Here is a 13425-nt window from a genome sequence, read left to right as displayed (position 1 = left end):
CCTCATGAAGACCCTTGCCGCCCCGCTGTTTGCCCTGTTCGCGTTCGCAGCGGGCGCCTCACAGGCCGCCAGCCCGTTCACGCATCCGGCCATCGCCAGCACGGCCACGCCGACCAGCGCCTACGCGCAGCACCGTGACGCCAGCCCGGTGCTGATCGGCCACCCGGCCAGCCCGCGTTGGGTGGCGGTGCACGCCAACCACGAACACCCGACCGTGCTGCAGGCCCGTCTGGCCGGCCAGGGCGGCATCGACGCCAACACCTTCCTGGTCCAGCCGCCCGCCAGCGTGCAATGGACGCTCGGCCCGGCGCGCGACCAGGCCACCGCGCTGGTCAAGCCCTGATCAGGCCCTGAGCGCTTCGGCGCGGGCGCGCATCAGCTCGCGGTCGCGCCCGTTGCGTGTCAGCGCCGCGGCCTGCTCGAAGGCCGCCGCCGCCTCGGCATCGCGGCCCAGCCGGGCCAGCAGATCGCCGCGCACCGCGGGCAGCCACGGGTAACGCGCCAGCGCCGGCTCGTCGGTCAGCGGATCGACGAGTTCGAGCGCCTCGGCCGGCCCCAGCGCCATGCCGACCGCCACCGCGCGGTTGAGCGCCACCACCGGCGAGGGCTGGCGCTGCAGCAGTTGGTCGTAGACCGAGACGATGCGCGGCCAGTCGGTGTCTTCGGCGCGCGCCGCGCGGGCGTGGCAGGCAGCGATGGCCGCCTGCAGCGCGTAGGGGCCGAGCGCGCCGTCGGCGCACGTGGCCTCGGCCCGGTCGAGGGCCGCCAGGCCGCGGCGCATCAGCAGCCGGTCCCAGCGGCTGCGGTCCTGTTCGAGCAGCAGCACCGGCCGGCCTTGCGCATCGATGCGGGCATGGGCGCGCGAGGCCTGGATCTCCAGCAGCGCGGCCAGGCCGTGCACCTCGCTCTCCTGCGGCATCAGGCCGGCCAGCACGCGCGCCAGGCGCAGCGCCTCGTCGCACAGCGCCGGGCGCATCCAGTCATCACCGGCGGTGGCGGCGTAACCCTCGTTGAAGATCAGGTAGATCACCTCCAGCACCGAGCCCAGCCGCTCGGCGCGCTGCGCCGGCGCGGGCAGCTCGAACGGCACCTGCGCCTTCGCCAGCGTGCGCTTGGCACGCACGATGCGCTGCGCGATGGTCGGCTCGGGCACCAGGCAGGCACGCGCGATCTCGTCGGTGCCCAGGCCGCCCAGCAGGCGCAGCGCCAGCGCCACGCGAGCGTCGGCGGCGAGCACCGGGTGGCAGGTGGTGAAGATCAGGCGCAGCAGGTCGTCGCCGATGTCGTCGGCGCGCCGCGCGTCCAGCCCATCGACGAAATCGGGCACCACATGGGCCTCCTGCGCCTCGAGGTCGAGGCCGAGTTCTTCGTGCTTGCGCGCGTGCAGGGCCAGCGCGCGCAGGTGGTCGAGCGCGCGGTTCTTCGCGGTGGCCATCAGCCAGGCGCCGGGCTTGTCGGGCAGGCCGTCGACCGGCCAGTGTTCGAGCGCGGCCACCAGCGCGTCCTGCGCCAGCTCCTCGGCGCGGCCGATGTCGCGCGTCAGGCGCGCCACGCCGGCGATGATGCGGGCCGCCTCGATGCGCCAGACCGCCTCGATGGCGCGGTGCACCTCGGCCGGCTCAGGTTTCATCCGGCGCCATCACGTCCGCCGCCGCCGGGTCCATGTGCACCAGCTCCCAGATGTGGCCGTCGGGATCCTCGAAACCGTGGCTGTACATGAAGCCGTGATCGATCGGCGGCCGCGGCGCAGTGCCCCCGGCGGCAACGGCCTTGGCGACCAGCGCATCGACCTCGGCGCGGCTCTCGCACGACAGGCAGGTCAGCACCTCGGTGACTTCGCGGGCGTCGGCGATCGGCCTGCCGGTGAAGCCCTTGAAGAACGGCTCGGTCAGCAGCATCGCGTAGAGCTGCGGGCCCAGTTCGAGGCCGGCCGCCAGTTCGTTGGTGAACTGGGCGTTGAAGCTGTAGCCCATGGCCTTGAAGAAGGCCATGCTGCGCGGCAGGTCCCTGACCGGCAGGTTGACGAAGATCTGGTGATGCATGGTGTGCCTTTCGATGTGCAGCGTGGATGGAATCGGTCAGCCCTGACCGGCGAGCAGCCCGCGGAAACGCCCGACCGCCGCGCCGGGCTCGAAATCGTCGAGCTCGAACAGCTGCCGAACCTCGATCTCGCCCTCGCGCTGGCCCATCGGCGCCGGGAAACGGCGCGCCCACTCGAACGCCTCTTCGCGCGTGCGGGTCTGGATCAGCGTGTAGCCGGCCAGCAGCGCCTGGGTCTCGGCGAACGGGCCGTCGACGACCTGCCGCTGCGCGCCGCCGCGGTAGCGCACCCGCCAGCCCGTGCGGCTGGGCTGCAGGCCGGCGGCGTCGAGCAGCACGCCGGCACGCGCCAACTCCTCGTGGTACGCGGCCATCTCGGCCATCAGGCCTTCTTCGGGCATGACACCGGCCTCGCTGTCGGCGTCGGCCTTCACCAGGATCATGAATCGCATGGTGTTTGCTCCTTCGGGTTGCAGGGCGGGCGGCCGTTGTCAGGCGCGCTCATCCCCACGACGGACGACCGTTGCCCGAATCGACAGCCTCAACCCTCGTAACAGGGCCCGACCTGGCGGATCTCGATCGTGCACCACTGCGCCGCCGGGCATTCGGCGGCCAGCGCGATGGCCTCGTCACGCGTGGCCACGTCGAGCAGGAAGAAGCCGCCGACCATTTCCTTGGCCTCGGCGAACGGGCCGTCGACCAGCGTGCGCCGGCCCTCGCGCATCTGCAGCCGCACGCCGCCGCGGGCCGGCGAGGCGAGCGAGTTGCTGGCGATCAGCACGCCGCGCGCCTGCAGTTCCTCGGTGTAGCGCAGCATCTGCGCGTAGGCCTCTTCGCCGCCTTCGCGGCCGCGCTCCTGGCGCTGGCCGGTGGGCTCGACGATCAACAGCATGTAGGACATGGCAGCGCTCCGGGTCTGGATGCGCACGATTGTCCGGCGCTTTTGCCGGGCTCGGCGAGTGGCCGCGCCGGCCTTGCGGGCGCAGCGCCGGCGCTGCGCCGCCAGCGCCAGCCAGCGGTCGTAGATGCCCGCGGCGATGCGCTGGCTGTGCGGCAGCAGGCGCGCGGTGTCGGCGCCCATCGTGGCCGCGTCCTGCACGCTGGCGTGGGCGGCCAGCGCCGAGTCCGGCGCCGGCAGCTCGCTGCGCCAGAGCGCGAGCTTGTCGGCATCGACCTCGATGTGGAACTGCATGCCCAGGTGCGGGCCAATCGCGAAGGCCTGGTTGGCGCAGGCCGCGTTGCCGGCGATCCGCGTGGCGCCCTCGGGCAATGCGAAGGTCTGGAAATGCCACTGGCAGGCCGGCAGCTCGGACACATCGCCCAGCCAGTCGCGCGCCAGCGGGTGGTCGGCGCGCGTGATCTCGCTCCAGCCGATCTCGGGCACCGGGTTGTCGGTGACGACCGCACCCAGCGCGCGAGCCAGCACCTGGCCGCCCAGGCAGTGGCCGAGCACCGGCACGTCGCGCGCCACGGCGTCGCGCAGCAGCGCGTGGGCACGGTGCAGGAACGGCAGGTCGTCGTTGGCGCTCATGCTGCCGCCGAGCATGGCGATGGCGTCGAAGGCGCCGGCATCCACCGGCACCTCGTCACCCGCCTCGACGTTGCACACGGTGAAGTCGAGACCGCGCGCCTGCAGCCAGGTGGCGAGGTAGGACGGGCCGTCGTCGGCCTTCGGTTGCAGGATCAGGACCCGCGGCTGGGCTCGGCTCATCGTCGCCTTGTCGGTCGAAAACCGCGGATTGTGGCGCGCGACCGGCGCGCGCCGGGATGACACGCCAGCCGATCAGCGCGAGGCGGCCGCCGCGACCGGGCTCGCGCACTTGACGGCCTCGGGCTGGGCGACCGCCTTCGAGGTCAGCCAGACCTCGACCCGGCGGTTGCGCTCGCGGCCGGCACCGGTCTCGTTGGACGCGATCGGCGCCGCCGAACCGAAACCGTGGACCACCGCGGGGCGCACGCCGTAGGTGGCCAGCTCGGTCGCCACCGCCGTGGCGCGCTGCTGCGACAGGCGCTGGTTGGCGCAATCGCCGCCCAGGGCGTCGGAGAAACCGAGCAGCATCACGCGTTCATCCTGCTTCAGGCGCCGTTCGAGCAGCCGCACGATGCGGCCCATGTCGCGCCGGGCCTTGTTGTCGAGACCTTCGGCGCCGGCCACGAACCGCAGGTTGACCGACAGGCGCCGGCCGCCGTCGGTGAGCGCGCGGTAGGCCGGCGGCAGATCGGCCACAGCCACCGCGGCGGCGCCGGGCTCGGAGGCATCGGGCAGCTGGCCGATGAAACCCTGCGCGTCGGCGATGCGCTGGGCCTCGTCGGAGGCGGCGTAGGTGACGAAGCGGCGCGCCAGCTCGGGGGCCTCGCGGCCGACGTAGAGGTAGAGCCGGCGCGACAGCGCGTAGTCTTCCGTCGCCACCGTGAAATGGCTGGGTCGCAGCGGCACCGCCGCGCCGTCGGACACCGACACCGCGCTGGCGTTGCGCACGTAGGGCAGGCCGATGAAGCCGATCGCTTGCGGGTCGAGCGCCACCGCGTCGGACAGCGCGGTGCTGTCCTCGTGCCGCCGGGCGGTGCCGACCAGCGCGTCCTTGCCCAGCACCAGCGACTTGAAGGTGTCGTAGGTGCCGGACTTGTCGTCGCGCGCATGCACCACGATCGGCCCGGACGTGCCGCCCACCTCGGCCCAGTTCGTGACCTGGCCCGAGAACACCCGGCGCAGCTGCTCGATGCTCAGGCGCTGCACCGGATTGGCGGGGTTGACCACCACGGCCAGGCCGTCGAGCGCGATGACGTGCTCGCTGCCCGCCGACGACAGGTCGCCCAGCGCCTGGGTGGCCGCCAGTTCGTCCTTCTTGATCGGGCGCGAGGCCATGCCGACGTCGGCCGTGCCGGCGGCCAGGTCGGTGAAGGCGGTGGCGGTGCCATGGGCGTGCAGCTGCACCTCGACGCGGGCCGTGCCGTCGGCATTGGCGGCGCGCATCACGCGCTCTTCGAGCCGGGCGCCGGGCTGGGTCGTGACCTCGGTGTAGCCCTGCTGGCGCAGGAAGGACTCCAGCAGCGCCGGTGCCAGCGCGGCGCCGACCGTGTTGGAGCCGTGCACCCGCAGCGTCTGGGTGCCGGGAGCGAGCTGCGGCACCACGTCGCCCGAACCGGCGACCGTGCCGGCACGCTGCAGCGTCGATGCGGCCGCGGCCGGCTTGGCCGGCGCGGCGCGGTTGCCCGGGCGCATCAGCAGCCAGCCGACCAGCAGCGCGGCGGCCAGCAGCGCGAGCGCGGTCGCGATGACCCAGGGCGCCAGCCCGCGGGTGGCCGCGGCCGGCGTCGTCGCGGCAGCCGGCAGCAGGCGCGCCTGGCACTCCGGGCAGCGGGTCTCGGGCGTGCTCATCGGCACGGGGGTGCGGGTCGCAGCGTGGCTGCAGGCACTCGGCAGGTTGGTGCAGATGCCGTGGGTGGCGGGTGCGTTCATGTGTGGGTGTCCTGTCGGAGGATCTTCATGGCGGTGCGGGCGGCCACGTGCCAGGCCCGCGATCGTTCGTCGCGCTGTTCGGGCGGCCAGCCGCCGGCGAGCCCGTCGATGCGGCTCTGCATGGCCTGCCGGATGCGCTCGGCGGTGCCGGCTTCGGCGGCGCTGGCCAGGATCCGGTCGAGCACGTCGTCGTACAGGGTGCCGAGCACCTCGGCGCCATGCCGGTTGGCGGCGTCGACCAGGCCGCTGCCGAGCGCCATGCGCTCGAACTCGAAGCCGTCGGCATCGCGCCGGACATGGGTCAGGCGCAGGCCCTCGGGCTGGACCAGCGTGGCGGCCGGGGTTTCTTCAAGCAGGCCCAGCGCATCGGCCAGCAGCAGCACCGCCTGCACCTCGCCGGGGTCATGCGCCACGCGGTCGGCCGGGCCCGACCGGCTGCGCCAGGCGTCGAGCTGCAGGCCGCGCGCGGCGCTGCCGTGGCGCCGCCGCCAGGCCTGGTGCAAGGTCGCCAGCTCCTGCACGCGCCGCCACGACAGCGGCGTGGCCGCCGCCTGGACCCGCACCACCGCCAGTGCCGGGTAGGCGCTGACGAGCAGCACGTCGGCGCTGGCGGGCCAGATCTCGCGCAGGCGCTGCGCCAGCGGCACGGGCGGGGCCGGCGGCAGGGCAGCGTCGGGCCCGACAGATGGGGTCGGCGCACCGGCAGCGGCGTCCGAGGCCGCGTCAGCCGTCGCTTCGGCGCCTGCCTCGACGCGTTCTTCGGCGGGCCGGTCGACCAGGGCCTCGGCGGGCTCCGGCTCCGGGGCGTGGCCCAGGCATTCGGCCAGGCGATTGGGCACGAACCAGCCGGTGCGGGCTGCCGGCAACGCCTCGGCGGTGTCGGCGGCAGGCGCCAGGCCGATGACCGCGCGGCGCTGCAAGGCGGCCAGGTTGCGGTCGCGGCCGTCGGCGTCGGCCAGCCAGGCCAGGCCCAGGCCCGCCCAGGCGTCGTCGACCACGTACTGCACCGCCGACACCGGCAGGCGCGCTTCGCACAGGCCGAGCAGCGCCGCCGGGCTGGCGTCCTCGTCGAGCCACTGGGCCAGCGCCCGGAAGCTCGGCCGGTCGCCCCAGCGCTTGAATGCGGCCGAGCGCAGCGCGGCCACGTGGGCGCGCTGCACCGCCTCGCCGGTCACCAGCCGGCTGCGGGCGTCGGCCATCAGCTGGCGCGATTCGAGGCGCTCGCCGATCAGCGCGTCAGCGGCGCCGTCGGCCGGCTCGCTCGGCGGCAACGCGGCGGCGGCGGCGTGGTCGGCGGTCTGCGTCATGGCGCCCAACGACAGCTCGGCGGCGTCGACCATGCCCTGCAGCACCGTCAGCTGATCGAGCAGCAGCGCGCCGTAGCGCATCGCCAGCGCCGCCTGCGTGGCCCGGGTGCGGGCCAGCCCGGCGTCGCGCAGCAGCTGGGCCAGCGGGCCCAGGTCTTCGCTCCGGGCACCGAACGGCGACCAGCGAGCACGCCGGCTGCCGGCCGATTCGGCCAGGCGCGCCTCGGCCAGCTGCGTCAGGTGCAGCGCCTGGGCTTCGCGTTCGAGCCGCTGGCGGTCGATGACCTCGGCGTGCCGTGCCACGTGGCTGACGGCGGCGGCGAGCAGCTGGCCGCAGCCGTTGAGCGATCGGCGGCCCTCGCGCCAGTCGGTCCACAAGGCGGTCTCGATGCGCTGGCGCACCGCCACGGCGCGTTTGCGCAGCTGGTGCTCGGGCTGATCGAAGGCAGCCCGCACGCCGACCGCGCGGAAGCGTTCGTCATGCGCCTCCTGCATCAGCCGGCGCAGCTCCTCGGCCTGGCCGGCCGGCGGCACCATGTCGAGCAGGCCGAGGGCGTGCTGCATCAGCGCCTGCCATTCCTGCTCGACGGCCTCGGGCGGCTGGTCGGCCTCGCCGACTTCGGGCAGGCCGAGCTGCAGGCCCAGATGCGCCGGCGAGACACCCCAGGCCTCGAGCAGCGAGTCGCCGAGCAGCTGCACCGCCTCGGCCGACGACGGGCTGCTGACGTAGCCGAGCGCGGGCCGCCAGTGGTCATGGCGCAGCTGGCTGAGCAGGCGCAGCAGCAGCTCCTGCGTCAGGTGGGCGCGGATGGCCTGGGCGTTGCAGCGCAGCTGCGCCTGGCCCCAGGCCTGGAAACGGCTGCTGCCCGGCGGGCTGGCGCGCAAGCTGTCGACCAGGCCGGGCTGTTCGATCAGCAGCTGCAGCAGGCCGGCGGCGTGGGCGGCGCGCCGGGTGGCGTCGAGCTGCTGCAGGCCGTCTTCGTCGATCGCGCCCGACAGCCAGCCGTGCTCGAAGGCCGGCACGTCGGCCAGCGCCGCCGCGGCTTCGCCGCCGGCCAGCCGCTCGGGCCAGCCCTGGCCACGCGCCAGGGCGTCGAGCTCCTGCAGCTGCACCCAGGCCAGCGCCTCGGCGGCCGGCAGCGGCCGCTCGCCGGCCGTGTCGGGCTCGGGCAGTTGCGCATGCAGGTGGATCGGCGTGCCCGGTGGCAGGTGCAGCCGCAGCAGGCCCAGCACGTCGACCAGCAGCCCGGCGGCGCCGATGTCACCGAGCTGGACGACGACGTGGCAGGCCTCGACCCCGGCCTCGCCGGCATCCGCCAGGGCCTGCAGCAGGGCGGTCAGGACCTGGCTGTGGCGGGCCGCGAGCAGGCTGCGCGCCAGCGCACGGCCGAAGGTGTCGGCGCCCGCGTCGCCCGCCAGCACCGACTGCAGCGCCTGCGTCCAGGGCTGCGCCGAGCCCGGCACCTCCCAGGCGGCGCGCAGGTCGGCGCGCGTGCGCAGCAGGGCCAGCAGCTCGGCCGCGCTGGCGCTCAGGTGCAGCTGCTGCAGCGGCCACGCGCCGGTTTCCCCGGCGGTGGGCGCGGGTGGCGGCGCGGTGTCGAGCGCCAAGGCCGTCAACCGCAGGTCTGCGACCTCGGACCGCTGCAAGCGGTCGAGCGCAGCCGCGACGATGCGCTGGCCAGCAGCCCCCAAACCCATCAAGCAATGACTCATGACACGACGCACGTTTCAGCAGGAAGCCGCGAATGTGTGGGGGCTGCGTGACAAGCGCGTGACGGAACTTCGAGCGACCCCCGATCGCGGGGTATCGATCACGCCGGATCACGTCGGCGCGTGAAAACCACGCGCGCCTGCGGCTGCGACATGATGTCGGCCGGACAACCCCCAGCCCCCAAAGGATCAAGGCCGCCATGCCCGCACCCGTCTCATTGCCCGTGATCGACCTGACCGGCTCGCGCAGCGGTGACGCCGCCGCGCTGCACGACTGCGCCGCGCAGATCGCCGCAGCCTGCCGCGAACACGGTTTCTTCTACGTGCGCGGGCACGGCATCGCGCAGGGCCTGATCGACGACACGTTCGCGCTGTCGCGGCGCTTCTTCGCCTTGCCTGAAGACGTCAAGACCCGCTGGCACATCGACCGCTCGGGCATCCAGCGCGGCTTCGATCCGGTCGGCTGGCAGGTGCTCGACCCGGGCAAGCCAGCCGACCTGAAGGAGAGCTTCTACCTCGGCGTCGACCGCGGCCCGGACGATGCGCTGGTGCGCGCCGGCACGCCGCAGCAGGGCCCGAATCAATGGCCCGACGAGCAGCTGGTGCCCGGCTTCAAGGCGACGACGCAGGCCTACGAGGCGGCGGTGCGCCAACTCGGTCATCACCTGATGGGGCTGATCGCGCTGGGCCTGAAGCTGCCGCGCGATCACTTCGAGTCGTACCTGCGCGACCCGATGCCGATCCTGCGGCTGCTGCACTACCCGACGCAGCCGGCGCAGGTGCACGACGGCCAGATCGGCTGCGGCGCGCACACCGACTGGGGCGCCCTGACGCTGCTGATGCAGGACGGCGCCGGCGGCCTCGAGGTGCTGGGCGCCGACGGCCGCTGGATCGCCGCGCCGCCCATCGCCGGCAGCTACGTCGTCAACCTGGGCGACCTGATGCAGCGCTGGACCAACGACCGCTACCGCTCGACGCTGCACCGCGTGCACAGCCCGGCCGGACGCGACGGCCAGGCGGGCGAGCGGTATTCGATCGCCTACTTCTTCGAGATCGACTACCACGCCAGGGTCAGCGCCCTGCCCGGCTGCTTCGATGCCGACGACCCGCCGCACCACCCGCCGATCAGCGCCGGCGATCACATCGTCGAGATGTACCGCCGCACCACGGTCGCGCCGGCCTGAACCCGCCGGTGCTTCAGGCCACCTGGCGCAGCGCGAAGGCGCGCCGTGCGGCGGGGCGCTCCATGCAGCGGCGGTGCCAGTCGAGCGCGTGGCCGTGCACGCCGCCGCCCAGGTCGGTGAAGCGCAGCAGCACGCTGGCGAGGTTGAGGTCGGCCACCGTGAAGCGGCCGTCGACCAGGTAGGGCCCGGTCGCGAACAGCGCGTCGAGGATGCGAAAGCGCTTCTGCAGCGCCTCGAGGGCCTTCTCGGCCAGGGCAGGCTGGCGCTCGGCCGGCGGCAGGAAGCTGCTGTGGTGGAACCACTGGCGCGCCAGCGGCTCGACCTCGGTGGCCGACCAGAGCGTCCACTGCAGCAGCTGCGCCTCCTGCGACATCGAATCGACCCAGAGCCCGCGCGGCGCGTGTTTCTTGGCCAGGTAGAGGTTGATGGCGAGCGACTCGAACATCACCTGCTCGCCGTCGTCGATGGTGGGCACGGTGCCGTTCGGATTGATCGCCAGATAGGCGGGGCTGCGCACCGCGTCGCTGGCGTAGTGCAGCGGCACGATCTCGTAGTCGAGGCCGAGCTCTTCGGCGGCCCAGAGGGTGCGGATGGCGCGCGAGTTGGCGGTGCCGTAGATCTTCAGTGTCATGTCTTGTACTGCCTTGTCTGCCGGGATGCTGGCGGCGTGGCTCAGAGGCCGCGCGCCAGGCCGTCCTTGCGTGGATCGGAGCCGCCGACGAGCCGGCCGTCGGCGCTGCGCAGCACGACCTGGGCGCCGCCGAAATCGCTGCGCCCGCCGAGTTCGCCCGCCCCCACCGGATCGGTGTAGCCGGCGCCGCGCAGGGCCTCGCGCACGGGGGCCGGCGTGCCGTCCTCGATCGCCAGCGCCTGCGTGCCTTCGAGGCGCCAGCGCGGCGCGTCGATGGCGGCCTGCAGCGGCTCGCCCCAGGCCGCCAGCCGCACCAGCAGCTGCACATGGCCTTGCGGCTGCATCGCGCCGCCGACCACGCCGAAGCCGGCGTGGAAGCGGCCATCCTTCAGCGCCGCACCCGGCACCACGGTGTGATACGGGCGCTTGCCCGGGCCGGGGCCGTTGATGTGGCCGGGCTCGGCGAAACCGAAGCCGCGGTTCTGCAGCACGAAGCCGCAGCCCGGCACGGCAATCGCCGAGCCGAAGCGCTTGAACACGCTCGTCATCAGCGTGACGGCCAGGCCCTGCTCATCGACCACCACGGTGCAGACGGTGTTGCCGGCCGGGTCGGCGACGGTCTTCTTGGCATGCGCCATGGCGCGTGCCATCGCGCCGGCCATCGCCACGTGGGTCATCGGATCGGCCGCATCGAGCGCCTGCGGCTCGAGTTCGTCGAGCGCATGCAGCACCGCCAGGCCGTGCGTGTTAGGCGGGCATTCGAGCACCGTCAGGCCGCGGAAGCGGGTCGACAGCGGCGTGGCGAAGTCACCGCGGTGCCACTCGAAATCGGCCGCGCTCAGCACGCCGCCGAGCTGCTGGTTGGCGCGGGCCGCGGCGCGCGCGGGCGCCCCCAGGTAGAAGGCGTCGGGGCCTTCGACCGCGACGGCTTCGAGCAGGCCGGCCAGTTCGGGGTTGGCGTACCGCTCGCCCGCCTGGGGCGCGCGGCCGGCGCGGTAGAGCGCCGCGCAGTTCGGGTCGGCATGCAGCACCGCGTCGAACAGCGCCCATTCGCGCGCCGCCACCGGGGCCACCGCAAAACCGTTGCGCGCCACCCGGATGGCCGGCGCCAGGATGCGCGACCAGGCCAGCCGGCCGTGTGCGCGGTGCAGGTCGTGCCAGCCGCGCACCACGCCCGGTGTCGTCACCGACAGGGCGTGGCGTTCGGCGATGCGCTGGCCGGGCAGCCGGCTGACGAGGTCGACGCTCAGGGCGGCCGGCGCGCGGCCGGTGCCGTTGTAGCAGGTGGCGCTGCCGTCGGGGGCGACCAGGGTGGCGAGCAGGTCACCGCCGATGCCGGTGGCCATCGGCTCGACCACGCCGAGCACGGCGTCGGCGGCGATCGCGGCATCGACGGCGCTGCCACCTTCGGCCAGCATGCGCAGCGCCGCATCGACCGCCAGCGGGTGGCCCGAGGCCACCATCTGGCGCTCGCCGATCACGCCGCCCGGGGCCGCGGCGCGGCCTGCGTCATGGATCGCAGTCATGGCGTTCAGAAGAACGTCACGGCAAAGATCGTCGCAGCCGCCAGGCCGGTGAGCACCGGCACGGTCAGCACGCGCACCGCATCGAGCACCGGCACGCGGGCGAAACCGGCCACCGCGATCAGCGACGACCAGGCGATCAGCGTGCCGCCGCCGGTCCAGATGGCGCCCATCTGGCCGAGGGCGGCCAGCGTGGCGGCGTCGACACCCGAGACCGGGGCCATCGCGCCGGCCAGCGCGCCGGTCAGCGGCAGGCCCGAGAAGCCCGAGCCGTCGATGCCGGTGATCATGCCGACGATCAGCACGCCGAAGCCGACCAGCAAGGGGTTGTGCGGAATCCACTGCTGCGCGCTCTGCACCAGCTCGAACAGCAGGCTGGGCGTCTTGTCCGCGGGCAGGCCGAGGATGCTGGCGGCCGTCTCGCTGGCACCGAGGAAGAAGAAGCCGGCGATCGGCAGCACCGAACCCATGGCGCGGAAGGCGAACACGAAACCTTCGGTGATGTGGTCGGCGCTGGCGTCGAGCATCTTGCGCGGGCCGTGCATCGCCAGCGTGGCGAAGATCATCAGCGCAGCCGCCATGCCCCCCACCAGCGAGGCGGCGTCGCCCCCCTTGATGGTGGGCAGGCCGCCGACGAACTTGGGCAGCACCATCAGCGCCACCACGCCCAGGAAGGCGATCGGCGTGATGACCGCAAACAGCTTCGACCACTTGACGCGCTTGCGCTCGATGTCGTGCAGCTCGCGGTCGATGTCGCTTTCGCTGAAGAGCGGCTCGTCGCGGCGGGTGCCTTGGGCGATCTCGGCCTTGTGGGTGGTGCCTTCGTCATGCGCCACGGCGCCGCCTTCGCTGGCCTGTGCCTGCCACTGGTCGAGCAGGGCCCCGCTGGGCGCCTTGAAGTGCTTGCGCAGCGTGACGTAGACCATGATCAGCGCGATCGCGCCGACCACCATCGACAGCACCAGCGCGCGGTCGGCGACCACGGCGGCGACCGTGCCCGACGCCTTGGCGCTGATGCCGGGGGCCACGCCGATCACGTAGTCCGACGACAGCGCCATGCCCTGGCCGGCGATCGCGATCGCGGCGGCACCGGCCAGCGGCGGCAGGCCGGCGGCGATGGCCGCGGGCAACAGCACCGCCGAGACCAGCGGCACGGCCGGCGTGGGCCAGAAGAACAGCGAGATGAAGTAGGTGACGCCAGCCAGGATGAAGTACGACACATGGCCGTTCTTCATCACCGCGCGGAACGGCTCGACCATGCGGATGTCCGAGCGCAGCCCCTTCAGGGCATTGAGCAGCGCCGTCATCAGCGCGATCACGAGGAAGATGTTGAAGAGCTCCTTGGCCGCCACGAAGCTGGCGCCGAAGATGCTGCCGATGGCCGAGACCGGACTGCCCGACCAGGCCAAGGCAACGCAGAAGGTGGCGACGATCGACGGCACCACGACGTTGGCGCGGAAGATCATCGTCACGACGATCACCGCGACCCCAAGCAGGTAGGCCCAGTGCGCCGCCCCGATCGAAAAGGTTGTTTCCATAGAGCCTCTGTAGGTAAGTTGGCGGGAAGTAC

General features: G+C 73.3%; 12 protein-coding genes and 1 pseudogene. 3 read left to right on the top strand and 10 right to left on the bottom strand.

Annotated features, from left to right (window positions below; genetic code table 11):
- Nucleotides 1-4 precede the first annotated feature (4 nt).
- Nucleotides 5-343 (top strand): hypothetical protein, encoded by a 339-nt coding sequence (locus LCHO_RS21720; protein WP_012349356.1) that lies wholly within the window; start codon nt 5-7, stop codon nt 341-343.
- On the opposite strand, the gene LCHO_RS21715 is transcribed toward LCHO_RS21720, so the two are convergent.
- The 7 genes and pseudogenes from LCHO_RS21715 to LCHO_RS21690 form a co-directional block, all read right to left on the bottom strand.
- Nucleotides 344-1630, bottom strand: coding sequence for an RNA polymerase sigma factor (locus LCHO_RS21715; protein WP_012349355.1), 1287 nt, complete (start codon nt 1628-1630; stop codon nt 344-346).
- Complete coding sequence (locus LCHO_RS21710; protein ID WP_012349354.1) at nt 1620-2042, bottom strand: VOC family protein; 423 nt, start codon at nt 2040-2042, stop codon at nt 1620-1622. The genes LCHO_RS21715 and LCHO_RS21710 overlap by 11 nt, the downstream gene beginning before the upstream one ends.
- Before the next feature lie 36 nt (nt 2043-2078).
- Nucleotides 2079-2492 carry a YciI family protein gene (locus tag LCHO_RS21705; RefSeq protein WP_012349353.1) on the bottom strand — a complete coding sequence of 138 codons (414 nt, stop codon included), beginning with the start codon at nt 2490-2492 and terminating at the stop codon, nt 2079-2081.
- 89 nt (nt 2493-2581) lie between these two features.
- Nucleotides 2582-2941 (bottom strand): YciI family protein, encoded by a 360-nt coding sequence (locus LCHO_RS23055; RefSeq protein WP_083772825.1) that lies wholly within the window; start codon nt 2939-2941, stop codon nt 2582-2584.
- Nucleotides 2942-3220: 279 nt separating this feature from the next.
- A pseudogene (locus LCHO_RS21700) lies at nt 3221-3751 on the bottom strand (type 1 glutamine amidotransferase); the annotation flags it as partial.
- Nucleotides 3752-3823: 72 nt separating this feature from the next.
- Complete coding sequence (locus tag LCHO_RS21695; protein WP_012349351.1) at nt 3824-5500, bottom strand: substrate-binding domain-containing protein; 1677 nt, start codon at nt 5498-5500, stop codon at nt 3824-3826.
- Entirely contained in the window at nt 5497-8520 is a 3024-nt protein-coding gene (locus tag LCHO_RS21690) for a hypothetical protein (protein ID WP_150105546.1), read from the bottom strand. The genes LCHO_RS21695 and LCHO_RS21690 overlap by 4 nt, the downstream gene beginning before the upstream one ends.
- On the opposite strand from LCHO_RS21690, the gene LCHO_RS24170 reads away from it, so the two are divergent.
- Nucleotides 8519-8644 (top strand): hypothetical protein, encoded by a 126-nt coding sequence (locus LCHO_RS24170; protein WP_262925503.1) that lies wholly within the window; start codon nt 8519-8521, stop codon nt 8642-8644. The genes LCHO_RS21690 and LCHO_RS24170 overlap by 2 nt on opposite strands.
- Nucleotides 8645-8717: 73 nt before the next feature.
- Nucleotides 8718-9701, top strand: a complete 984-nt coding sequence (locus LCHO_RS21685; RefSeq protein ID WP_012349349.1) for an isopenicillin N synthase family dioxygenase — start codon at nt 8718-8720, stop codon at nt 9699-9701.
- 13 nt (nt 9702-9714) lie between these two features.
- Here the strand turns inward: LCHO_RS21685 and LCHO_RS21680 are convergent, their stop codons facing one another.
- The 3 genes from LCHO_RS21680 to LCHO_RS21670 are packed head-to-tail and all read right to left on the bottom strand — an operon-like array spanning nt 9715 to nt 13393.
- The gene (locus tag LCHO_RS21680) at nt 9715-10332 is read right to left on the bottom strand and encodes a glutathione S-transferase family protein (protein WP_012349348.1); all 618 of its coding nucleotides are present in this window, start codon (nt 10330-10332) and stop codon (nt 9715-9717) included.
- A gap of 41 nt (nt 10333-10373) precedes the next feature.
- A complete protein-coding gene (locus LCHO_RS21675) occupies nt 10374-11858 on the bottom strand; it encodes a gamma-glutamyltransferase family protein (protein WP_012349347.1) in 1485 nt (494 codons plus the stop codon).
- 5 nt (nt 11859-11863) lie between these two features.
- A complete protein-coding gene (locus tag LCHO_RS21670) occupies nt 11864-13393 on the bottom strand; it encodes a hypothetical protein (protein WP_012349346.1) in 1530 nt (509 codons plus the stop codon).
- Nucleotides 13394-13425: the final 32 nt, after the last annotated feature.

Origin of the sequence: Leptothrix cholodnii SP-6 (assembly GCF_000019785.1) — a bacterium.
Taxonomy (GTDB): domain Bacteria; phylum Pseudomonadota; class Gammaproteobacteria; order Burkholderiales; family Burkholderiaceae_C; genus Sphaerotilus; species Sphaerotilus cholodnii.
The sequence above is the reverse complement of the archived record's forward strand: the minus strand, read 5'-3'. Positions and strand labels throughout refer to the sequence as shown.